The sequence below is a fragment of the Quadrisphaera setariae genome, from assembly GCF_008041935.1.
In the GTDB taxonomy this organism is placed as follows: Bacteria; Actinomycetota; Actinomycetes; order Actinomycetales; family Quadrisphaeraceae; genus Quadrisphaera; species Quadrisphaera setariae.
Map to the genome: position 1 here is coordinate 46,710 of NZ_VKAC01000011.1, position 21,580 is coordinate 68,289.

The 21,580-nt window shown below is 74.9% G+C and carries 17 protein-coding genes and 2 riboswitches; of the genes, 11 read left to right on the forward strand and 6 right to left on the reverse strand.

What is annotated here, in order from left to right; genetic code table 11:
* Positions 1-2: 2 nt before the first annotated feature.
* Together FMM08_RS17260 and FMM08_RS17265 are read right to left on the reverse strand one after the other, a co-directional pair.
* On the reverse strand, positions 3-1,370 hold the full coding sequence (locus FMM08_RS17260) for an NtaA/DmoA family FMN-dependent monooxygenase (RefSeq protein WP_147927627.1): 1,368 nt from the start codon (positions 1,368-1,370) through the stop codon (positions 3-5).
* Positions 1,367-2,800 carry an amino acid permease gene (locus FMM08_RS17265; protein WP_222710884.1) on the reverse strand — a complete coding sequence of 478 codons (1,434 nt, stop codon included), beginning with the start codon at positions 2,798-2,800 and terminating at the stop codon, positions 1,367-1,369. Before FMM08_RS17265 ends, FMM08_RS17260 begins: the two co-directional genes overlap by 4 nt.
* Positions 2,801-2,814: 14 nt before the next feature.
* A riboswitch (SAM riboswitch) is annotated at positions 2,815-2,923 on the reverse strand.
* A 97-nt stretch (positions 2,924-3,020) separates the two neighbouring features.
* A riboswitch (SAM riboswitch) is annotated at positions 3,021-3,130 on the forward strand.
* A 136-nt stretch (positions 3,131-3,266) separates the two neighbouring features.
* On the opposite strand from FMM08_RS17265, the gene FMM08_RS17270 reads away from it, so the two are divergent.
* The 8 genes from FMM08_RS17270 to FMM08_RS17305 all read left to right on the forward strand — a co-directional run bounded on the left by FMM08_RS17270 (position 3,267) and on the right by FMM08_RS17305 (position 13,759).
* Positions 3,267-4,919 (forward strand): ABC transporter substrate-binding protein, encoded by a 1,653-nt coding sequence (locus FMM08_RS17270; protein WP_147927628.1) that lies wholly within the window; start codon positions 3,267-3,269, stop codon positions 4,917-4,919.
* Positions 4,916-5,884: an ABC transporter permease gene (locus FMM08_RS17275; protein WP_147927629.1), complete on the forward strand. Its 969-nt coding sequence runs from the start codon at positions 4,916-4,918 to the stop codon at positions 5,882-5,884. Before FMM08_RS17270 ends, FMM08_RS17275 begins: the two co-directional genes overlap by 4 nt.
* A gap of 76 nt (positions 5,885-5,960) precedes the next feature.
* A complete protein-coding gene (locus FMM08_RS17280; RefSeq protein WP_222710885.1) occupies positions 5,961-6,752 on the forward strand; it encodes an ABC transporter permease in 792 nt (263 codons plus the stop codon).
* Positions 6,745-8,466: an ATP-binding cassette domain-containing protein gene (locus FMM08_RS17285; RefSeq protein WP_147927630.1), complete on the forward strand. Its 1,722-nt coding sequence runs from the start codon at positions 6,745-6,747 to the stop codon at positions 8,464-8,466. Before FMM08_RS17280 ends, FMM08_RS17285 begins: the two co-directional genes overlap by 8 nt.
* A complete protein-coding gene (locus FMM08_RS17290) occupies positions 8,463-9,911 on the forward strand; it encodes an LLM class flavin-dependent oxidoreductase (RefSeq protein WP_147927631.1) in 1,449 nt (482 codons plus the stop codon). The genes FMM08_RS17285 and FMM08_RS17290 overlap by 4 nt, the downstream gene beginning before the upstream one ends.
* Complete coding sequence (locus tag FMM08_RS17295; RefSeq protein WP_187279822.1) at positions 9,908-11,086, forward strand: acyl-CoA dehydrogenase family protein; 1,179 nt, start codon at positions 9,908-9,910, stop codon at positions 11,084-11,086. The genes FMM08_RS17290 and FMM08_RS17295 overlap by 4 nt, the downstream gene beginning before the upstream one ends.
* Positions 11,087-11,325: 239 nt before the next feature.
* Complete coding sequence (locus FMM08_RS17300) at positions 11,326-12,765, forward strand: serine hydrolase domain-containing protein (RefSeq protein ID WP_187279823.1); 1,440 nt, start codon at positions 11,326-11,328, stop codon at positions 12,763-12,765.
* A 439-nt stretch (positions 12,766-13,204) separates the two neighbouring features.
* Positions 13,205-13,759, forward strand: a complete 555-nt coding sequence (locus tag FMM08_RS17305; RefSeq protein ID WP_147927633.1) for a GNAT family N-acetyltransferase — start codon at positions 13,205-13,207, stop codon at positions 13,757-13,759.
* On the opposite strand, the gene FMM08_RS17310 is transcribed toward FMM08_RS17305, so the two are convergent.
* The gene (locus FMM08_RS17310; protein WP_147927634.1) at positions 13,745-14,719 is read right to left on the reverse strand and encodes an epimerase; all 975 of its coding nucleotides are present in this window, start codon (positions 14,717-14,719) and stop codon (positions 13,745-13,747) included. The genes FMM08_RS17305 and FMM08_RS17310 overlap by 15 nt on opposite strands.
* A gap of 299 nt (positions 14,720-15,018) precedes the next feature.
* Here FMM08_RS17310 and FMM08_RS24005 point away from each other — a divergent pair, with 299 nt between their 5' ends.
* The 3 genes from FMM08_RS24005 to FMM08_RS17325 are packed head-to-tail and all read left to right on the forward strand — an operon-like array spanning position 15,019 to position 18,358.
* Positions 15,019-16,470: an FAD-dependent oxidoreductase gene (locus FMM08_RS24005; RefSeq protein WP_147927635.1), complete on the forward strand. Its 1,452-nt coding sequence runs from the start codon at positions 15,019-15,021 to the stop codon at positions 16,468-16,470.
* A gap of 20 nt (positions 16,471-16,490) precedes the next feature.
* A complete protein-coding gene (locus FMM08_RS17320; protein ID WP_255472526.1) occupies positions 16,491-17,357 on the forward strand; it encodes an electron transfer flavoprotein subunit beta/FixA family protein in 867 nt (288 codons plus the stop codon).
* A 2-nt stretch (positions 17,358-17,359) separates the two neighbouring features.
* Positions 17,360-18,358 (forward strand): electron transfer flavoprotein subunit alpha/FixB family protein, encoded by a 999-nt coding sequence (locus FMM08_RS17325; protein WP_255472527.1) that lies wholly within the window; start codon positions 17,360-17,362, stop codon positions 18,356-18,358.
* Between the two features lie 74 nt (positions 18,359-18,432).
* Here FMM08_RS17325 and FMM08_RS17330 read toward each other — a convergent pair whose 3' ends face one another.
* Genes FMM08_RS17330 through FMM08_RS17340 form a run of 3 tightly spaced genes read right to left on the reverse strand, consistent with a single transcriptional unit; the run spans position 18,433 to position 21,574 of the window.
* Positions 18,433-19,527, reverse strand: a complete 1,095-nt coding sequence (locus FMM08_RS17330) for a FecCD family ABC transporter permease (protein ID WP_255472528.1) — start codon at positions 19,525-19,527, stop codon at positions 18,433-18,435.
* Positions 19,524-20,564: a FecCD family ABC transporter permease gene (locus FMM08_RS17335; RefSeq protein WP_147927638.1), complete on the reverse strand. Its 1,041-nt coding sequence runs from the start codon at positions 20,562-20,564 to the stop codon at positions 19,524-19,526. Before FMM08_RS17335 ends, FMM08_RS17330 begins: the two co-directional genes overlap by 4 nt.
* Positions 20,513-21,574: an ABC transporter substrate-binding protein gene (locus FMM08_RS17340; protein WP_147927639.1), complete on the reverse strand. Its 1,062-nt coding sequence runs from the start codon at positions 21,572-21,574 to the stop codon at positions 20,513-20,515. Before FMM08_RS17340 ends, FMM08_RS17335 begins: the two co-directional genes overlap by 52 nt.
* Positions 21,575-21,580 lie beyond the last annotated feature (6 nt).

A 21,580-nucleotide genomic window follows, 5' to 3' on the forward strand; every position in this document is an offset into this window, starting at 1 on the left:
CCTCAGCGGGGCTGGAGCGCCGGGTAGCTGGGGTGCAGGCGGTCGCGGCCGTCGCCGCGCACCCGCGAGCGCAGGGTGCCGGTCTTCACGGCCGGGTCGTACAGGCCCCGCGCGGTGAGGGCGGGCACGGCGAGCTCGGCGAAGTCCTCCAGGGTCCCGGGGCTGAGCAGCGGGTTGAGGATAAGGCCGTCGAGCCCGGCGGCGGCCGCGTGCTCGCCCATGGCGTCGGCGACCTGGTCGGGGGTGCCGACGAAGAAGAGGTCGCCGCCGCGCGCCACCGAGGAGAAGCGCTGGCGGACCTCGCCGGCGGTCAGCGGCGGGGACCCGGGCCCTGCCTTGAGCACGTAGCTGGACAGGCCGTTGGTGACCGTGCTGAGCGGCTCGTCGTCGGCGTAGCGGGAGAGGTCGATGCCGGTGTCGCCGGAGTAGGAGACCAGCTGGGCGCGCAGGCGGTAGGTGCTCTGCAGGTCTTCGTGCTTGGCCTGCGCCTCCGCCTCGGTGCGCCCGACCACCACGCGGGCCAGGGCCAGGGCCCGCAGGTCGCCCGGGTCGCGGCCGAGCGCCGCGGCGCGGCCGCGGACGTCGTCGAGGCCGCCGCGGATCTTCACGGGGTCGGCCACCGGCAGCAGCAGCACCTCGCCGTGGCGGGCGCCGAACTCCCGGCCGCGCGGCGACCAGCCGGCCTGGAAGAGCACCGGGGTGCGCTGGGGGGACGGTGAGGTGAGGGCAGGGCCGTGCACGCGGAAGTGCTCGCCGTCGTGGTGGACCGCTCGCACGGAGCCCGGCCGGGCCCAGGTGGCGCCGGCCTTGTCGGCGACCACGGCGTCGTCGTCCCAGGAGGTCTCCCACAGCTGGTGGGTGACGTGGAGGAACTCGTCGGCGCGGCCGTACCGGTCGGCGTGGGCGAGCTGGGCCTCCAGGCCGAAGCTGCGGGCGGCGCTCTCCAGGTAGCTGGTGACGACGTTCCAGCCGATGCGGCCACCGGTGAGGTGGTCGAGCGTGGCGAAGCGCCGGGCCAGGGAGAACGGGTGCTCGTAGGTGGTGGAGGCGGTCACCACGAAGGCGAGGTCGCGCGCCACCTCGGCGAGCGCGGGCACGTAGGCGAAGGGGTCGTTGGCGGGGGCCTCGACGGCCTCGCCGATGGCGGCGTCCAGCGACCCCTCGTAGACGTCGTAGAGGCCGAGCACGTCGGCGAGGAACAGCGCGTGCAGACCGGCCTGCTGGGCGGTGGTGGCGACGTGGCGCCACCTGTCGAGGCTGTTGACGCCGACGCGGTCGTCGGTGGGGTGCGTCCACAGGCCGGGGGCGCCCCCGCAGCCGACGCTGGCCTGCTCGTAGAGGGCGACGACCAGGGGGCGGGGAGCGCTCATGCGGAGGTCCTCTCGGAGGCGCGGGCGCCGCGCCGCAGCCGGTGCACCAGGTAGCAGGCGGCGGTGAAGACCACGCCGATGACGGTGGCGAGGCGCTGGGAGCCGTCGAACAGCGACGCCACCACCGACACGGCGCACGCCACCAGCACGAACAGGGGGGCGAAGGGGAACCACCGCGAGCGGTACGGCAGCGAGGCCGGGTCGGTGCCGGCGGCCTGCAGGCGGCGGCGCTGCACGAGGTGGGCCAGCGCGATGACGGCCCACACCGCGACCACGGCGAACCCGGCGATCGACACGAGCACCACGTAGACGGTGCCGGGGGCGACGTACGAGCTGACCAGCGACACCAGGCCGCCGGCGAGGCTCACCACCACGGCGAGCACGGGGATGTTCCGCCGGTCGGTGCGGGCGAACGCGGCCGGCAGGTCTCCGGTGAGCGCCAGGGAGCGCAGGAGGCGGGAGCAGGCGTACAGCCCCGACACCCCGGCGGACATGAGCGCGGTGATGATGACGACGGCGATGACGTCGGCCGCGTACGGGATGCCGGAGGCCGCGAAGACGGTGACGAACGGGCTGGTCTCCACGGACTCGTCGGCGCTGCCGAGCTGGTCGTAGGGCACCAGCGCGGCCATGACGACGATCGCTCCGACGAAGAAGACCACCAGCCGGACCATCGTGGTGCGGACGGCCTTGGGGACCACGCGCGCGGGGTCGTCGGTCTCGCCCGCGGCGATGGCGATGAGCTCGGTGCCGGAGAAGGCGTAGAACACCGCCAGGACGGCGACCAGCACTCCCCCGACACCGGCCGGCAGCAGCCCGTCGGGCGTGACGAAGTTCGACAGCAGCGGCGCGGGCGCGTCCGAGGCGCTGACCCCGACGATCGCGAGCGCACCCACCACGACGAAGACGACGACGGCGGTGACCTTCACGCCCGCGAGCAGGCTCTCGGTGTCTCCGTACAGGCGCACCGGCGCGAGGTTGACCGCCAGGAGCAGCGCCGCGAACACCGCGCACCACACCCAGACCGGCACCCCGGGGAACCACCGCTGCATGAGCAGGCCGGATGCGGTGAGCTCGGAGCCGATGGCGGCCACCCAGCACAGCCAGTACAGCCACGCCGTCGTGAAGCCCGTGCCGGCCCCGAGGATGCGGTGGGCGTACACGTGGAACCCGCCCGACTCCGGCATCTGCACGGCCAGCTCGCCGAGGCAGGTCATGAGCTGCCACGCCACCAGGGCGCCGACCACGTAGGCGATGACGGCGCCCAGGGGCCCGGCCTGGTAGATCGTGTAGCCGGACGAGATGAACAGGCCCGACCCGATGACGCCGCCGAGGGCGATCATCACCAGGTGGCGGGTCGTCAGGCCCCGGTGCAGCGCTGCCGCCTCCGGAGCTCCGTGGACGGGGGCGGGGGCGGGGGCGTGCGCCACGACGTCTCCTCGGGGGTCCGCTCTTGCCGCGCGCTCCGCGCGGCCGGGTCTTCACCTGGAGCACCCCACGCGGAGGAGGGTTGCTGGGCAGCCGGCCAGGGCCCGAGGCTGCCGCTCGTGACCGGGGCAGGACTGTAGGAGCACCCCTGCAGATCGTCAACGGCGGGTCTCGGCGGGGCGGGTTGACCGTCTCTTGACCCACCGGTAACTTCTCGGGCCAGGTCACGAGTGACAGCCTTGAAGCCCTGGCTGGCTGTCCAGCAACCCTCCTCCGCGGCGGGGTGCTCCAGGTGACGACCCGGCCGAGCACCCGCTCGGCAAGAGCGGTCCACGAGCACGACGCCGCCGCCCTCCTCGGGGGCGACCTGCGTCGACACCTGTTCCGCTCGCAGCTGGAGACGGCTGCCGGTGGACCCGACGTCACGGGCGCCGGCGCCCACGACGCCCGGAAGAGGTCCCCCGCGCCATGTCCCCCCTGAGCCCCGCCCACCCCCTCAGCCGCCGCCGCTTCGTCCTCGGCGTGGGTGGTCTGACCGTGGCCGCGCTCGCCCTGCCGGGATGCTCCAGCGGGTCTGGCAGCGCTCAGACGTCCGGCGCCGGGGCGACGTCCGGCGCTCCCGTGGAGGGCGGCTCCCTCGTCTTCGCCGACATCGAGCTGCAGACCGACTTCCAGACGCAGCGCGCCTTCAACTACACGCAGGCCAACGTGTACCGGAACATCGCCGACCGGCTCACCGCCTTCGACCCGGCCACCGGGAAGGTCGTGCCGTGGATCGCCTCGCAGTGGGCGGTCAGCCCCGACAACACCGAGTTCACCTTCACCATCAGGCCCGGGGTGACGTTCTCCGACGGGACCCCGCTGGACGCGGCGGCGGTCAAGGCCAACCTCGACCAGCTCGGCCTGGGCGACCCCGCGCGCAACATCATCAAGAACCGCGACTTCATCGGCTACGCCAGCTCCGAGGTGGTGGGCGCTGACCAGGTGCTGGTCAGGCTCTCGCAGCCCAACGCCGACTTCCTCAAGGCCACCGCCGCGGCCACCAGCAGCCTCGTGGCGCTGAAGACCCTCGCGCTCGACTACGCGGGCCAGGCGAAGATCGAGAACGTCGTCGGCTCCGGCCCCTTCGTCTTCGCCTCCCAGGTGCCCGACCAGGAGCTGCGCTTCAGCAAGCGCGCCGACTACGCCTGGCCGTCGTCGGTCTCCACCAACCAGGGTCCCGCCCACCTCGACGAGGTGGTCTTCCGCGCGATCCCCGAGGTGGGGCTGCGCGTGGGGGCCGTCAGCTCCCAGCAGGCCGACGTCGCCCGCGGGGTGCAGCCGACGGACGAGGCGCTCGCGAAGCAGTCGGGCATCGCCCTGGTGGTGGCCGAGGCGCCCGAGCTCACCGCGAACTGGGCGGCCTTCCGCGGTGGGGCGCCCGTGGTCAGCGACCAGGCCGTCCGCCGGGCGCTGCAGATCGGGTTCGACAGGGAGGCCCTCAAGAAGACCGTGCTCAGCGAGAGCTACCCGCTGTCCGGCTCGGTGCTGAACCGCTCGGCGCCCGGGTTCACCGACCTGTCCGACCAGATCGCCTACGACGCCGCCGGCGCGAAGAAGCTCCTCGACGACGCCGGCTGGGTGCCCGGCTCCGACGGCGTGCGCGTCAAGGACGGGCAGCGGCTCAGCGTCGCCGTGGCGGCCAGCTCCCGCAGCGTGGTCATCAAGCCGGCCTTCGAGTTCATCGAGTCGGAGTGGCGCAAGATCGGTGTGGAGCTGAAGAACAACGCCGGCGACAGCGCGATCTTCACCACCGCGCTGGGTGACAAGACCTACCCGATCGTCGGGTCGCGGCAGTTCTACCTGGGTGGCCTCGCCCCGCTGTTCAGCGCCGAGGGCAACACCAACACCTACGTCTCCGACGCCCAGCTCAACGAGCTGTTCGGCCAGGAGCGGGCCGCCACCGACGACGCCTCCCGCGACGCCGCGCTGACCGCGGTGCAGGAGCGGCTGGTCCTCGGCACCAACCTGCTCATCCCGCTGTGGGACGAGGTGCAGGTCCACGCCGTCGGCAAGGGCGTCCACATCACCTTCGACGGCGGCACCGCGCCGCTGCTGCAGGAAGCGTGGAAGGACGCGTGAGCGGCACCGCCCGCTACGTCGCCGGCAGGGTCGGGCAGGCGCTGCTCGTCCTGTGGGTGACGTACACGCTCGTGTTCCTGGCGGTGCAGGCGCTGCCGTCGGACCCGGTGACCATCTTCCTGGCCTCCGACGCCGGCGGTGACCCCGCGCTCATCGCGCAGGTCAACGCCTTCTACGGCTACGACCGGCCCTGGTACGTCCAGTACGGCTCCCAGCTGCTGCACCTGCTGCGGGGAGACGTGGGCTTCTCGCTGTCCACGGGGCAGCCGGTGCTGGAGCGCATCGGCGACGTCGTGGGCAGCACGGTGGCGCTCGCCTCCACCGGGCTCGTGCTCAGCGTGGTCATCGCGGTGGCCGTCAGCGCCGCCGTCCACCTGGCCGACGCGCCGCGGCTCAGCCGGTTCGTCCGGTCCACCCCGTCGCTGTTCAGCGCCGTGCCGGTGTTCTGGCTGGGGATCGTGGTGCTGCAGGTCTTCTCCTTCCAGCTGGGGATCCTGCCGCTGTTCCCGGACGGCTCCCTCGTCTCGCTGCTCATCCCCGCCCTCGTGCTGGCGGTGCCGGTCTCCGCGCCGATCGCCCAGGTCCTGCTGGTCAGCGTGGAGGAGGCCGGCGAGCAGCCGTTCGTGCGCACGGCGAAGGCCAAGGGACTGCGGCCCTCCCGGGTGTTCTGGGCGCACGTGCTGCGGACCTCGCTGCCGGGGGCGGTCGCCGTCATCGGCACCACCCTGGGCGTGCTCGTGGCCGGGTCCGTCATCACCGAGACCGTCTTCGGGCGCCCCGGCCTGGGCTCGGTGCTCCTCAAGGCCGTGGTCGCGCAGGACGTGACGCTGGTGCAGGGGCTCGTGCTGCTGACCACCGCCGTCGTCGTCCTCACCGCCCTGGTCCTGGACCTGCTGGCCCCCGTCATCGACCCGCGCGCCGCCCGCGGCGCCTCCGCGAAGGGTGCCCCGCGCCTTGCCTCCTGAGCAGACCCTCCTCGCCCCCGACCGCCCCGGTGGGCCGAGGACGACGACGACGCGAGGCCGGCCCCGGGGGCTGCCCGTGAGCCCGGCCACCGCGGCATCGGGCCTGCTGGTGCTGCTCGTGCTGGCCTGGCTCGCCGCACCGGGGGCCTTCACCAGCTACGACCCCATCACCGGCGACGCCTCGGCCACCTTCGCCCCGCCCGGTCCCTCGCACTGGTTCGGCACCGACCACCTCGGCCGCGACGTGCTGGCCCGCGTCATCTGGGGCACGCGGCAGACCGCGCTCACCGCCGGGCTGGCCGTGCTCGTCGGTGCCGTCCTGGGGACGCTGCTCGGTCTCGCCTCCTCCACGCTCGGGCCGCTGGCCGACGCCGTGGGCATGCGCCTGGTGGACGCGCTCATCGCCCTGCCGTCGATCATGGTCGCCCTCTTCGTGGTGGCCGCCTACGGCGCCGGGCCGCTGTCCATCGGGGTCGGCGTGGGCATCGGCTCCGTCGTCCTCTTCGCGCGCCTCGTGCGCGCAGAGGCCCTGCGCGTGCGGGCGCTGGACTTCATGGAGGCCAGCACCCTCGCCGGCGCCGGGTACTGGCGGCAGCTCACCGGGCACCTGCTGCCCGCCGTGCGCGGTCCGGTGCTGGCCCTCGCCGTCGTCGACTTCGGCGCCGCCGTCCTGGCGGTCAGCTCGCTGGGGTTCCTCGGGTTCGGCACACCGCCACCGACGCCGGAGTGGGGCCTCATCGTGGCCGAGGGTCGCCAGTACCTCGCCGTGGCGTGGTGGATGACCTCGCTGCCCGGCCTGTTCGTCCTGCTCGTCGTCGTCGCGCTCGGCGTGCTCGGCCGGTCCTCCGCGAGGTCCACCCGTGCCTGACAGCAGCGCTCACCCGAGCCCCCAGACCCCCGTGCTGCAGCTGCAGCACGTGCAGCTCGACTACGCCGGCCGCCGCAGCACCGTCCGTGCCCTCGACGACGTGAGCTTCGAGGTGGCACCCGGCGAGATCGTCGCGCTGGTGGGCGAGTCCGGGTCGGGCAAGTCGACCATCGCCAGCGCCGTCACCGGCCTGCTCCCGCCCTCGGCGCGGATCACCGGGGGCCGCGTGCTCCTGGGTGGCCAGGACGTGGCCGGGAAGCGCGAGCGCGCGTGGAGCCGGCTGCGGGGTCGCGCCGTCGGCCTGGTCCCGCAGGACCCCGGGGCCTCGCTGACGCCGGTGCTGACCATCGGCGCGCAGGTGGCGGAGGTCCTCGCGGTGCGCGGCGAGCGGCTCGGCCGGGCCGAGCGCCGCCGCCGGTGCATCGAGCTGCTGGAGGTGGCGGAGGTGCCGCGCGCGGCGGAGCGGCTCTCGCAGTACCCGCACGAGCTGTCGGGCGGCCTCAAGCAGCGGATCCTCATCGCGATGGCGTTCGGCCTGGAGCCGTCGCTCGTGGTGGCCGACGAGCCGACCTCGGCCCTCGACGTCACGGTGCAGCGCCAGGTGCTGCGGGTGTTCGACAGGCTGGTGCGCGAGCACTCCTCCAGCGTGCTGTTCGTCACCCACGACATCGCCCTCGCCGCCGACCACGCGAGCCGCGCGCTGGTGCTGCAGCGCGGACGCCTGGTGGACGACGTGCGCGTCGACGACGCCGTGCGGCCAGGCGCGGCGAGCGGGTACACCGGGCAGCTGCTCGAGCACGCCCGCTCGACGCTGGTCGCCGTCCCCGCCCAGCGCCACGAGGCCCCCGACGACAGCGGCGGTGCGACCTCAGCGGCTCCCGTGCTGGACGTCCGGGGCCTGCGCCACACCTTCCCCGCGGCGCGGGGGCGCGGCGAGGTGGTCGCCGTGGACGACGTCAGCTTCACCGTGCCCCGCGGCCAGACCGTCGCGCTGGTCGGCGAGTCGGGCTCGGGCAAGTCGACCACCGCCAGGGCGGTGCTGCGCCTGCTCGACGCCGACGCCGGCCAGGTGCTGGTCGACGGCGTGGACGTCTCGACCGCGTCAGGGCGCGCCCGCAAGGCGCTGTGGCGCTCGGCGCAGCTGGTGCACCAGAACCCCGACTCCTCGCTCGACCCTCGGTGGACCGTCGCCCGCACCATCGGTGAGCCCCTGGCCGCCCTGGGGCCGGGTGGCGCGGCGCAGCGGCGCCAGCGCGTCGAGGAGCTCCTCGACGCCGTCGGCCTGCCACCGGAGGTGGCCGACCGGCTGCCGGCGGCCCTGTCCGGCGGGCAGCGCCAGCGCGTGGCCATCGCCCGAGCGCTCGCGCCGCGCAGCTCGCTCGTGGTGCTCGACGAGGCGCTCAGCGCCCTCGACGTCATCACCCAGGAGCGGGTGCTCGGCCTGCTGCGGACGATCCAGGCCGACCACGGCGTCTCCTACCTGTTCATCTCCCACGACCTCGCCACCGTGCGCCTGCTCGCGCAGCACGTGGTGGTCATGAAGGGCGGCCGCGTGGTGGAGCAGGGCCCCGCTGCCCAGCTCTTCTCGGCGCCGCAGACCGAGTACGCCCGCGAGCTGCTCGCCGCGGTGCCGGGCCACCGGCTCCTCGCCTCCGCGAGCGGCTCCACGGCCGCTGCCAGCCCCGCCCCCGCCGCCTCAGGAGCACCCCGATGAGCCCCGCCTCGCCCGGTGACGACACCGCGCTCGACCTCGAGGGCGAGCCGCGCCGGCTGAAGCTGTTCGCCTTCGTGATGAACACGAACAGCCACATCCAGCACGGGCTGTGGCGGCACCCGGAGGCGCGCCAGCACGAGTTCACGTCGCTGCGGCTGTGGACCGACCTGGCGCGCACGCTGGAGCGGGGGCGCTTCGACGCGGTCTTCTTCGCCGACGTGCTCGGCCTGTACGGGCCGGCGCGCGGCGGCTACGCCGTCAACGCCCGCGAGGGGCTGCAGTTCCCCAACGGAGACCCCTCGGTGCTGCTCGGGGCGCTGGCCGCGGTCACCGAGCACCTGGGGCTCGTCTTCACCTCCTCGGTGCTGCAGGCGCACCCGTTCGAGTTCGCCCGCCGCGTCTCCACCCTCGACCACCTCTCCGGCGGGCGCGTCGGCTGGAACGTCGTGACGAGCGCGCAGGACAGCGCGGCCCGCAACTTCGGCGCCGACGGCCTGGAGGAGCACGACGAGCGCTACCGCTGGGCCGAGGAGTACCTCGAGGTGGTCTACAAGCTGTGGGAGGGATCGTGGGACGACGACGCGCTGCTCGCCGACAAGGCCCTGGGCCACGCCGTCGACGCCCGGTACGCGGACGCGGACCGCATCCACAGGATCGACCACGTCGGCCAGCGCTACCGCGTGGCGGGTCCGCACCTGACCGCGCCGTCACCGCAGCGCACGCCCGTCATCTTCCAGGCGGGGTCGTCGCCTGCGGGCAAGGCGTTCGCCGCGCGGCACGCCGAGGGGCAGTTCGTCCTCACCTCGGGGCTGGACAAGACCCGGGCGCTCGTCGCGGAGACGCGGGCTGCCGCTGCCGCTGCCGGACGGGACCCTCGCGGCCTGACCTTCCTGCTGGGGCAGTCGTTCGTGGTGGGCCAGACCGAGGCCGACGCCCGTCGTCGTGAGGCCGAGCTGGACGACTACCTCTCCAGCGACGGCTTCCTCCTGCACAGCAACCTCGCGTTCGACCCGGAGACGGGCCAGCCGCTCGACCCTGACCTGCCGCTGTCGCGGCTGTCCACGAACACCAACGTCAGCCACCTGCGGTGGATGCGGGAGCTCTCCCCCGACCCCGACCCGAAGGTGCGCGACCTGGCCACGCTGGCGGCGAAGCTGCGCGGGCGCATCGTGGGGACCCCTGAGCAGATCGCCGACCGGCTGGCCGAGTGGCAGGAGGCCGGCATCGACGGCATCAACGTCATGAACTGGGTGCTGCCGGGCAGCTTCGAGGAGTTCGTCGACCACGTGGTCCCGGTGCTCCAGGAGCGGGGGCTCGCGCAGCGCGAGTACGCGCCCGGCACCCTCCGACACAAGCTCTTCGGCCACGACCAGCTGCCGCCCACCCACCCGGGACGTCGCTGGCGGGGCGCCTTCAGCGGTGCCACCGCGGGAGCGGGCCGGTGAGCGCGTCGCCGGAGGTGGTGGCCGCGGTCCGCGAGCAGATCGCGGTGGTGGCGCGGGGCGCGGTGGAGCGCGAGCGCGACCGGCGCCTGCTCCACGAGGAGGTGGAGGGCCTGGTGGCCGCGGGTTTCACCGCCCTTCGGGTGCCCGTCGAGCTGGGCGGGCACGGCGCGACGCTGCCGGAGCTCTTCGAGCTGCTGGTGGAGCTGTCCGCCGCCGACCCCAACGCCACCCAGGCGCTGCGCGGGCACGTCGGCCTGGTGGAGCGGTTCCTCGTGGGCGGCACCGACCGCGACCGCGCCTGGCTGCGGCGGGCGGCGGCCGGTGAGGTCTTCGCCAACGCGCAGGCCGAGCTCGGCCCCGCCACCACGACGACGGCGACGCTGCGGCGCGACGGCGAGAGCTGGCGCCTGAGCGGCCGCAAGTTCTACACGACGGGCACCCTCTACGCGGACTTCACGTGGAGCGGAGCGCTGGACGAGCACGGTGAGCGGCGGGGCGTCGTCGTCCCCACCGCCGCCGCGGGCGTGGAGGTGCTGGACGACTGGACCGGCTTCGGCCAGAGGCTCACGGCGAGCGGCACCACCACCTTCGACGACGTCGTGCTGGGCGAGGAGCACGTCTACCGGGTCCGGGCCGAGCCCGACTGGTACACGGTCGACTTCCGCGTGGTGCTCCACCTGCTGCTGCAGGCGGCGATGGCCGGCATCGGCGTGGCGGTGCTGCGCGACGCCGTCGGCTTCGTGCGGTCGCGCACCCGCTCGTTCGGCGTGCCCGGGGAGCACCTGCCCCGCGACGACGTGCGCGTCCACACGGTCATCGGCCAGCTGTCGAGCCGCGTGGCGGCCGTGAAGGCGCTGGTGGCCGACGTCGCGCGGGACCTGGAGGCGACCCGCGCCCGCCAGCACGCCAGCGAGGCCGAGCGCGACGCCGACTACGTGCGCCTGCAGGTCCGCCAGTTCGAGGCGCAGCAGGTGGCCGTCGAGGACGTGCTCGCCGCGACCACGGCGCTGTTCGAGGTGGGCGGCGCCTCGGCGGTGCTCTCGGAGAAGGCCCTCGACCGGCACTGGCGCAACGCCCGGACCATCGCGTCCCACAACCCCGCCATCTTCCGGAAGGCCGCCATCGGCGCCTACCTCCTCAACGGGACGGAGCCCGAGACCGACTTCAAGCGGTGAGTCGCTGAGAAGATCGACCGCATGACGGGCAGCGGCTGGCCGGCTGAGGACCACGTGCACTCCCAGGTCTCCCGGAAGCCCCGGAGCCACCGCCCGCGCGGCTGGGTCGCGCCCGAGCTCCGACCCGACGGCCCTGTGGTCCCGCACCTGGGGCGCTGACCGATCACCCCCGTCCTCCGCCCGCCGCGGCCAGCGGAGACCTGGTGCCGCTCGGGCGCCGGGCCCCTAGCGTCACCAGGGTGCCGTCCGAGCCCGCCCTGCTCCCCCGGACCAGCCCTGCAGCGGTGGGCGTACCCGCCGGGGCGGTCCTGGTCCTCCTCGACAGGCTCGCCGAGCTCGGCGTGGAGTGCCACTCGCTCATGGTGGTGCGGCGGGGGCAGGTGGTCGCGGAGGGCTGGTGGGCTCCCTACACCCCTGAGCGGCCCCACCTCCTGTACTCGCTCACCAAGTCGTTCACCTCGACCGCCGTGGGTCTCGCCGTGCAGGACGGGCTGCTCGCCCTGGACGACCGGGTGGTGGACCTGCTGCCCGAGCGCGTGCCCTCCGACGTGGCGCCGCAGGCGCAGCTGCTGACGGTGCGCCACCTGCTGACGATGACGGCCGGCCACGCGACCGACAGCCTCGAGGACGCCTGGGCCCTCGCCCCCACCGACCTCACCCGGGGCTTCCTCAGCGTCCCGTTCAGCGACGAGCCCGGCTCTCGTCACGTGTACGACAACGCCACCACCTACGTGCTCGCACGGATCGTGGAGCGGGTGACGGGCCGCACGGTCGACGACCTGCTCCGCGAGCGCCTCTTCGGCCCGATGGGCGTCGAGCACGCGGAGTGGGACCGCCTGGGCAGCGGAGACGTCTTCGGCTTCCACGGTCTGCACCTCACGACGGAGGCCGTCGCTGCGTTCGGCGAGCTGCTGCTCCGCGAGGGTCGGTGGAAGGGGGAGCAGCTGGTGGCCGCGGAGTGGGTGCGCGCCGCGACGACGGCCCACGTGACCACCGAGCAGTCGGTCGACGAGCCGCTGGCTGTCGACGACGGCTGCGGGTACGGCTACCAGTTCTGGATGTCGCGCGACGGCTTCCGCGGCTACGGCGCCTACGAGCAGCTGTGCATGGTCCATCCGGAGCACGACCTCGTCGTCGTGCTCACCGCTGGTGACGGTCCGCACGGGGCAGCGCCCGGTGCGGTGCACGACTGCCTGCTGCCGCGGCTCGACGGTCCCGCGGGTCCTGGGGACGCCGACGACGAGGTGGCGCTGCGCACGAGGACGGCCCGGCTGACCTTTCCCTTCGTCGAAGGCGCGGGGCCTGCGGGAGAGGTGGTCTCCGCGGTGGTCGACGCCTCCCCGGAGGTCTCGGCCCTCCCCCGCGAGACACCGGTGGCGCTGATCGCCACCGGCGACGGGTGGCGGGTGCAGCTCGGGCGGTCGATCAGCCTGCTGGTGGGGCACGGCACGTGGCGGGAGAGCAGCCCGCGGGGGCGACCGGTCGTCGCGGCCGGAGCGTGGCAGCACCGGACCTGGGTCGCCGACCTGTTCGTCATCAGCAGTCCGCACCGCGTGCGGTTGGTCGTGGACGAGGTGCTCGGCACCGCGACCGCGGTGTGGAGCACGGTCCCGCTCACCAGCGCGGACCTCCAGGCCCACCTCACCTCACCGCTGATGACCCGCTCCGGTGTCGGATGAGCTGCGGTGCCTGCGGCAACGGGGGTGGGCTCCCCCAGCGACGCAGCGCCCCTCGCGGTGCAGCCGTCGAGCACGGGCCCAGCCTCGGCGGGGTGCTCCTGGTCTGCCCGGGACGGGCGCGGTCCTCACCTCGTGCAGCGGCCTCCTCGAGGACCCGTCGCTGGAACGCCCGGGCTGTTCGGCCGGACGGCGGCACCCCGCCGGAGGATGCGGTGGTGGACTGCACGACCACCCCGGTCGGGTCGGAGCCGGCGGCGACGAGGCGTCGGCCGGCGTCGGCCTCGGACAGCCACACCCCCTCGCAGTACCGGGCGAGCGCCGGGCGGCGTCGACGAGCGCGGCGAGGTGCTCCTCCACGTCGTGGGACATCGCGACGTCGTCGGCGGACCGGTCCGGATCCGCGCCGGCAGGGCGGGGCCGTGATCGCTACCGTGCCGAGGTGGCCCACCCCGACCTCGCGACCCGACCCGCCACCGTCGACGACGCCGCGGGCATCGCCCGCGTGCACGTGCTGGGCTGGCAGGTCGGCTACCGGGAGCTGCTGCCCGGGTCGTTCCTGGCGGAGCTGTCGGCTCCCGGGGCGCTGGAGCGCAGGACGACGACGTGGGCCGGGTGGCTCGACGACGGTGCTGACGTGACGGTCGCCGTGGACGGCGAGGGCCGGGTGCTCGCGTTCTGCAGCTGCGGGCCCAGCCGTGACGAGGACGCGGCCGAGGGCACCGGCGAGGTGTACGCCCTCTACGCCGACCCCGACGCGTGGGGCGCCGGCGCCGGGTTCGCCGCGCACCGCGGGGTGCTGCGGCGAGTCGCCGAGCGCGGGTTCGAGGCCGCGACGCTGTGGGTGCTGGAGGGCAACACCCGGGCACGCCAGTTCTACGAGCGGCAGGGCTGGGTGCTCGACACCGCACCGGGCTCTCGCAAGACCGAGGAGATCGGTGGGGCGGAGCTCGCGGAGGTGCGCTACCGCCGCGACCTCACCTCAGCTGGACGCTGAGGCGCGGCGCTTCGCGACGAGGTCGCGGGCCGCGGCCTGCCACGTCGGGTGCTCGAAGGCGAACCCTGCGTCCAGCAGCCGTCCCGGCACCACGCGGCGGCTCTTGAGGAGCAGCTCGGTGTCGGTGCGCAGCACCAGGGCGCCGACCTCCGCCGTGAGCCTGGTGGCCGGCAGGCCCAACGGCTGTCCCCAGGCACGCCGCAGCACGCGCATGAACCGCCGCTGCGGCAGCGGTTCGGGAGCGGCGAGGTTGACCGGGCCCTCGACGTCATCGCGGTCGAGCAGCAGCTCGACCGCCCGGACGAAGTCGTCGCCGTGGATCCAGGAGACGTGCTGCCCACCGCCGTCCACGGGGCCGCCGAGACCGAGCCTGGCCATCCACGACAGGTGGTCGAAGATGCCGCCGCGGTCGGGTGTCATGACCATCGCCGTGCGCAGCTGGACCTTCCGCGTTCCGGGGGTCGCTGCATCGAGCTGGGCGGCCTCCCACCTGCGGGCGATCCGCACGCTGTACTCCCAGTACAGCGGCACGTCGGGCTCGTCACCGCCGATCTCGCCGGTGGCCTCGTCGTGCGCGGGTCCGTGGGGGCGGGTGCGGGCGTCGGCGTAGATGGTGGCGGTGCTCATCTGCAGCCAGACCCGCGGCGGCTGCGTCGCAGCAGCGATCGCCTGGCCGACCACGCGGGTGGAGTCGACGCGGGAGTCCATCATCTGGCGCAGGTTGGTGTCGGTGTACCGGCAGCTCACGGTGCGCCCGGCGAGGTTGACGACGGCGTCGGCGCCGTCCAGCTCGGCCGCCCAGGCACCGAGGGTGCGCCCGTCCCAGCGCACGTGCCGGACGCCCTGTTCGAGCACCTCGGGGCGCCGGCTCAGGACGACGACGTCGTGGCCGCGCGCCGCGAGCGCCCGGCGCAGCAGCCCTCCGACCTGGCCGGTGCCGCCCGGAACCACGATCTTCATGGTCGGACGCTAGCCGCGCGGCGGTGGGCGGTGGGAGCAGTGCGTGCGGAGTGAGCGGTGCCCGGGGGGCCGCGCCGTCGGCGCGCCCGCCCGGGCACCGTCCAGGAGAGGCTCATTCCTCCGTACCCGAACCTGCCGCAGGTCGGGACTGCGCCGCTTCCTGCTGGGGTCTGGACCTGCCCGGGCGCGGCCTACGACCCAGGGGGGACCGCCTGGGAGCTCCACCTGACCATCCATCACAGATGAGGTTAGGCTTACCTCACAGCACGAACCGTGCTCGACGGAAGGACCCCAGGCTCGTGACCACCCCGCAGCGCCCTCTGCGCGTCGCCGTCGTCGGCGCCGGCCCGGCCGGCATCTACGCCGCTGACGTCCTCTCCCGCGCCGACCTGTCCGCCACGGAGCTCGACGGCGTGAGCATCGACCTGCTCGAGCGCCTCCCCGCACCCTTCGGGCTGGTCCGCTACGGCGTGGCGCCCGACCACCCGCGCATCAAGCAGATCGTCGTGGCCCTGGAGCGCATCCTCGACCGCGGTGACGTCCGGCTGCTCAGCGGCGTGGACGTCGGTACCGACCTGTCCCTGGCCGACCTGCGGCGGCTGTACGACGCGGTGGTCTTCTCCACGGGAGCCGTGCGCGACGCCCGCCTCGACGTCCCCGGGGTCGAGCTGGACGGCTGCTTCGGCGCCGCAGACTTCGTGTCCTGGTACGACGGGCATCCCGACGTCCCCCGCGAGTGGCCGCTGGAGGCCCGCCAGGTGGCCGTCATCGGGGCGGGCAACGTGGCCCTCGACGTCGCGCGGGTGCTGGCCAAGCACGCCGACGACCTGCTGCCGACCGAGATCCCGTCGAACGTCCACGACGGCCTCAAGCGCTCACCCGTCACCGACGTCCACGTCTTCGCCCGCCGCGGTCCCGCCCAGGCGAAGTTCTCGCCGCTGGAGCTGCGCGAGCTCGGGCACGTGCCCGACGTCGACGTGGTGGTCGACGTCGAGGACTTCGACCTCGACGAGGGCTCCCTGGCCGCGGTCGAGGCGAGCAACCAGACCAGGCAGGTGGTGCGCACCCTCACCGACTGGGCGATGAGGGAGGAGCCGGGAACCGCCTCGCGGCGCATCCACCTGCACTTCCTCCACGCACCCGCCGAGGTGCTGGGCGATGACGGGCGCGTGGTCGGCCTGCGCACGGAGCGCACCGAGCTCACCGGCGACGGCACCGTGCGCGGCACCGGCGTCTTCCACGACTGGGACGTCCAGGCGGTCTACCGCGCCGTCGGGTACGCCAGCTCCCCCGTGCAGGGCGTGCCCTTCGACGAGCTGGCCGCCGTCATCCCCAACGCGCAGGGACGGGTGCTGGCCTCCGACGGCCGTCACCTGCCGGGCCTGTACTGCACCGGGTGGGTCAAGCGGGGGCCCGTGGGCCTCATCGGCCACACCAAGTCCGACGCCGCCGAGACGGTGCGGAACCTCGTGGCCGACCTGGCGCAGGCGGCGCAGGTCGCCGACGGGCCCCTGGGCTGCCAGGGCCACAGGGCGAGCGAGCCCCACCCCGACGCCGTCCTCGACGTGCTGGCTGAGCGGGGCGTGGAGGTGCTCGGCTGGGCCGGCTGGCGCGAGCTGGACCGGCACGAGCGCCGGCTCGGCGAGGCCGAGGGGCGCGAGCGCGTCAAGGTGGTCCCCCGCGAGGAGATGGTCGCCCGCTCGCGCACCGACACCGACCCGGTGCAGCGCCGCCTGCGCCCCACGGCCTGAGCGGGGACGAGGCAGTGCACGTGGTCGCCCTGGTCAAGCACGTCCCCGACGTCCAGTCCGCCCGCTCGTTCACCGCCGAGCACCGGCTGGTGCGCGGCGGCCCCGACGACTCCCTGAACGAGCTCGACGAGGACTGCCTCGAGGCGGCCCTGCACCTCGTCGAGGCCACCCCGACCTCCTCAGGACAGGACGACGACGAGAGCGGCGACGGCGCTCGTCCCACTCGCACGCACCGCGTCACCGCGCTCACGGTGGGGCCTCCCGCGGCGGTCGGCGCGCTGCGCCGCGCCCTGGCGATGGGCGCCACCGACGCGGTGCACGTCAGCGACGAGGCGGTCGCCGGGTCGGACGCCGTCGCGACCGCCCGCGTGGTCGCCGCCGCCGTCGATCACCTGCACGCCCAGCACCCGGTCGACCTGGTGCTGGCCGGCATGGCGGCCCTCGACGGCCTCGGCTCGCTGGTGCCCTCGGCCGTCGCGGCGCTGCTGGGCTGGCCCCAGCTCACCCTGGCCGACCGCGTGCAGGTGGAGCCCGGCTCCCCCGGCTCCCCGGGAGGCGCGGTGACGGTCCGGCGGACCACCGCCCACCACGTCGAGGAGCTGCGGGCGCCGCTGCCGGCGGTCGTCTCCGTGACCGACCAGGCGTTCCGCCCTCGCTCCCCCAGCCTGAAGGGCCTGCTGGCCGCCCGCCGCACACCCGTCGACGTGATCGGCCTGGCCGACCTCGGCCTGGCCGCCTCGACCGCTGGGGCCGCCGGCTCGACCACGCGCGTGCTGGACGTGCAGCCGCGGCCCGAGCTGGCTGACCAGGTGCGGCTGGTGGCCGGGCAGGACGGCCGTGACGTCGCCGCCGAGCTGGCGGACCTCCTCGTGGAGCGGGGGTTCTGAGCGTGGGCGCCGTCGTCGTCCTGGTCGACCACCGAGACCCGCGCTGGCGCGGCAGCGCCGCCCCCCTGCTCGCCCTGGCCCACGAGCTCGGCGGGCGGCAGGGCTGGAGCGTCGACGCCGTCTGGGTGGGTCCCGGCCACGACGAGGAGGTCGCCACCTGGGTGGCGTCCACGGGACCCGTGGTCCAGCACGTCGTGCAGGTGGACGGCGCCGACCCGCAGCTCCCGGCCTCGCTGGGCTGCGCGCTGCGGGCCGTGGCTGACGACGCCGCGGCGCGCCTGGTGCTCGTGCCGTCGACCTTCGAGGGCCGGGAGGTCGCCGGGCAGCTGGCAGCCCTCACGGGCTCGGGGGTGGTGGTCGGAGCGTCATCGGTCGTGGTGGAGGACGGCCTCGTGGTGGCCGGCAAGGCGGTGCTGGCCGGGTCGTGGCGCACGCGGTGCGCGGTGACGAGCCCGCTCGCCGTCGTCGCGCTGGACGTCCACGCCGCCGCAGCCGCCTCACCGGCCACGCCTCCTGGGACCGGGGAGGCGGAGGTGCGACGGCACCGCGTCCAGGCGCCCGCGGCCGCATCGGCGGTGCAGGTGCTGGTGCGGGCCGCACGCCCTGTCACGGAGCGGCCGTCCCTGGCCGAGGCCGAGGTGGTCGTGGTGGGAGGGCGCGGCACCGGCGGTGACTTCAGCGGTGTGGAGGACCTCGCCGACGCGCTCGGCGGTGCGGTCGGGGCCACCCGGGTGGCCACCGACGAGGGCTGGGCACCCCACGCGCTCCAGGTCGGGCAGACGGGCGTGACCATCAGCCCGCGGCTGTACGTCGGGGCGGGCGTCTCGGGCGCCGTGCACCACCGCGGCGGCATGGCCGCCTCGGCCACGGTGGTGGCGGTCAACACCGATCCGGACGCCCCGATCTTCGAGGTCGCTGACGTCGCGGTCGTCGCCGACGTCAGGACGCTCCTCCCGGCCCTGGCCGCCGAGGTGCGCTCACGCCGTCACAGGAGCGGGTAGACGCACGGGGGTGCCGGTGGCCGGGTGCGCCGGAGCCGAGCGTGAGGGCGCGGGGTCCAGGGACGGCGAGGTGGTCACCACAGCGCACCGCCGCGGCGGTGGGTCTCGCGCACCAGCAGCGCGATCATGTAGGTGCCCCCCAGGCAGACGGTGATGAGACCCACCGGCACCGGGCGGAAGACCTGGGCGGTCCCCAGCGAGGCCAGGTGCGCGCAGGACAGCAGCGCGGCACCGGTGGCCGCGGCGGACAGGGGGCTCACGCCCGGCGAGCGGGTGAGGCGGCGAGCCACCTGCGGTGCGGCCAGTGCGACGAAGCCGATCGGCCCGGCGGCGGCGGTGACCAGCGCCGTGGAGGCGACCCCCACCACGAGCAGGCCGAGCCGGGCCCGTCCGACGCGCGTGCCGAGCGCCACGGCCACGTCGTCGCCCAGCTCCAGGCGCCGCATCGCCGGGACCAGCGCTGCGCAGGCCAGCGCCACGCAGGCCGCGAGCGCCAGCGCCGGCAGCACGGACGCCCAGGTGAGGCGCGACAGCGAGCCGGCGCCCCAGAAGCCGACGGTCAGGGCGTCCTCGACGTCGGCGCGGGTGACGAGGTAGCCGTTGACCGAGCCGAGCACGGCCGAGACGCCGATGCCCACCACCACGAGGCGGAACCCGGCGAGGCCGCCGCGGTGGGCGAGGAGGTAGACCACCCCCGCCGTCGCCAGTCCTCCGGCGAGCGCTGCGGCGGCCGTGGCCCAGTAGCCGGTGGAGCCCACCACGAGCACGGTGACGACGACGGCGGTGTACGCGCCGGCGTCGAAGCCGATGACGTCGGGCGAGCCGAGCGGGTTGCGCGTCAGCGACTGGAAGACGGCGCCGCCCAGGCCGAGCAGCGCGCCGAAGGCGACGGCGGCCAGCGCCACCGGCAGTCGCCACTCCACCACGACGGTCCGCTCGAAGCCGGTGCCGCTCCCGGCCAGCGCGCCCAGCACGCGGGCCGGGGCGAGCGGGTAGTCCCCCACGCCGAGCGCCAGGACGGCGACGACGACGGCGAGCACGCCCAGCGCCCCGGACACCGCCCCCAGGCGCACGTCGATGCGGCCGGAGGCCCAGCGGGTGCGCACGACGACGCTGGCGCGGCCGCCGCTGGCGCCCGCGGCTCGATGACCGCGGTGGCGCAGGCTCACAGCGCGCTCGCCGTCCTGCGCCGGGCGAGCGCGATGAGCACCGGGGCGCCGACGACGGCGGTGAGCACGCCCACCTGCACCTCGCCGGGGCGGGCCACCACGCGGCCGAGCACGTCGGCGAGCAGCACGAGCACCGGCGCGGCCAGCGCCGACCCGGCGACCACCCAGCGCTGGTCGGGCCCGGTGGACCAGCGCACGACGTGCGGGACCATCAGCCCCACGAACGACAGGCCGCCCGTCAGAGCGGTCCCGCCTCCGGCGAGCAGCGTCACCGCCACAACGACCAGCACCCGGGTGAGGCCCACGCGGGCCCCCAGGGAGGTGGCGCTCTCCTCGCCGAGCGCCAGGGCGTTCAGCGAGCCCGTGAGCGCGAGCGCCACGAGCAGCCCCGCCAGCAGGAACGGCGCGACGGCGACGAGGTCGGTCACGCCGGTGCGTGCCACCGAACCGAGTCCCCAGCTGCGCACGGCGCGGAAGACCTCGGGGTCGATGAGCGTGAGGAACGTCGCGACGCCGCCCAGCACGGCTCCCAGCGCCACCCCGGCGAGGACCAGCGTCACCGGCGAGGCGGCGGCCCGGCCGCCGGCGCCGACGAGGTGCACGAGCACGGTGGCAGCGGCCGCGCCGGCGAAGGCGAACCAGACGTACTGCCCGGTGGTGGCCGAGCCGAGCAGCGCGACGCCCACCGTGACCGCCAGCCCCGCGCCGGCGTTGACGCCGAGGATCCCCGGGTCGGCCAGCGGGTTGCGGGTGAGCGCCTGCACCAGGGCGCCGGCCACGCCGAACGCGGCGCCGGCCGCGACACCCACCAGGGTGCGCGGCCAGCGCTCGGTCCAGACCACCGCCGACGCCTCGGAGCCGTCGGGGTGGGTCAGCACCTCCCACACGCGCCCCAGCGGCAGCGGGTTGGCGCCGACCGCGAGGCTGAGGAGGACGGCGAGGGCGAGCGCCGCGAGCGCGACCGCGACGCCGGCGCGGCGGCGCCTCAGGACGTGACCACCTCGCTCGCGCGGTCGGCGAGCACGTCCACCGCCCACGGCAGGCTCAGCGCGCTCGCCCCGCGTCGCATCACCCAGGTGAGCTCGCTGCCCGGCTCGCCGGTGGCGATGGAGACGTAGCGGCCGTCCGCCACCGCGGGCACGGCCTGGAACAGCGGCGTCGCCTCACGGGCCCGGCGCACCGCGTCGTCGAGGTAGAAGACCACCAGCACGTCGGCGTCGAGCTCGCCCAGGCGCTCGTCGGAGACCGACGGCTCGTCCACGAACGCCTGCGCGCGGGGGTTGGGCGCGAAGCCGAGCTGGGTCACCACGCGCTCGGCGGTGCCTCCGGCGACGGTGTAGTAGGCGATGCCGGTGTCGGAGTAGTCGGTGGCGGCGGTGAGGGTCTTCCCGGCCAGCTCGGGGTGCTCGGCCGCGGTGCGCGCGACCGCGGCCTCGGCGTCGGAGATCACCTGCTCGGAGGCAGCGGACAGGTCGAGCGCCTCGCCGACCATCCGCTGGGTCTGCTGCCAGGAGATCTGGTCCCCCCTGACCTGCTCGGCGTTCTCCAGCACCGGGGCGATGGAGGCCAGGCGCGCGAAGTCCGCCTCGTCGGCCACGTAGTTCACCGCGACGATGAGGTCGGGGTCGGAGGCGGCGATCGCCTCGAAGCTGATCGGGTCCTCACGGGTGGCGGTGTCGACGGTCTCGATGCTCGCGAGCCACCCCTGGTCCCGCCAGGGCCAGTCGGTCTCCTCCCCCATCGTGTAGACCGGGGTGGCGCCGAGGGCCTGCAGCGCGTCGAGGTTGGGCGAGAAGCCGATGACCGCCACGCGTTCGGGGCGCTCGGTCAGCTCCGTCTGCCCGGCCCAGGTGTCGAGCACCAGCGGGTACTGGGTGGCGCCCTCGGCGGCCGGCAGCAGCCCGCCGCCCGCCGCGCTGGTGGAGGAGCTCGCACCGCCACCGGTGGACGGGGCGGCCTCGCTGCTGGCGCAGCCCACCAGGGCGAGCAGGACGACGGGCAGGGCGGTGAGCGCGACCGCAGGACGGCGCGACCATCGGAAGATCATACCGAC

Excerpts from the sequence above, each read along its gene's own strand:
- FMM08_RS17340 (WP_147927639.1), bottom strand. The coding sequence starts at position 21,574 with ATGATCTTCCGATGGTCGCGCCGTCCTGCGGTCGCGCTCACCGCCCTG.
- FMM08_RS17260 (WP_147927627.1), bottom strand. The coding sequence starts at position 1,370 with ATGAGCGCTCCCCGCCCCCTGGTCGTCGCCCTCTACGAGCAGGCCAGC.
- FMM08_RS17270 (WP_147927628.1), top strand. The coding sequence starts at position 3,267 with ATGTCCCCCCTGAGCCCCGCCCACCCCCTCAGCCGCCGCCGCTTCGTC.
- FMM08_RS17310 (WP_147927634.1), bottom strand. The coding sequence starts at position 14,719 with ATGAAGATCGTGGTTCCGGGCGGCACCGGCCAGGTCGGAGGGCTGCTG.
- FMM08_RS17290 (WP_147927631.1), top strand. The coding sequence starts at position 8,463 with ATGAGCCCCGCCTCGCCCGGTGACGACACCGCGCTCGACCTCGAGGGC.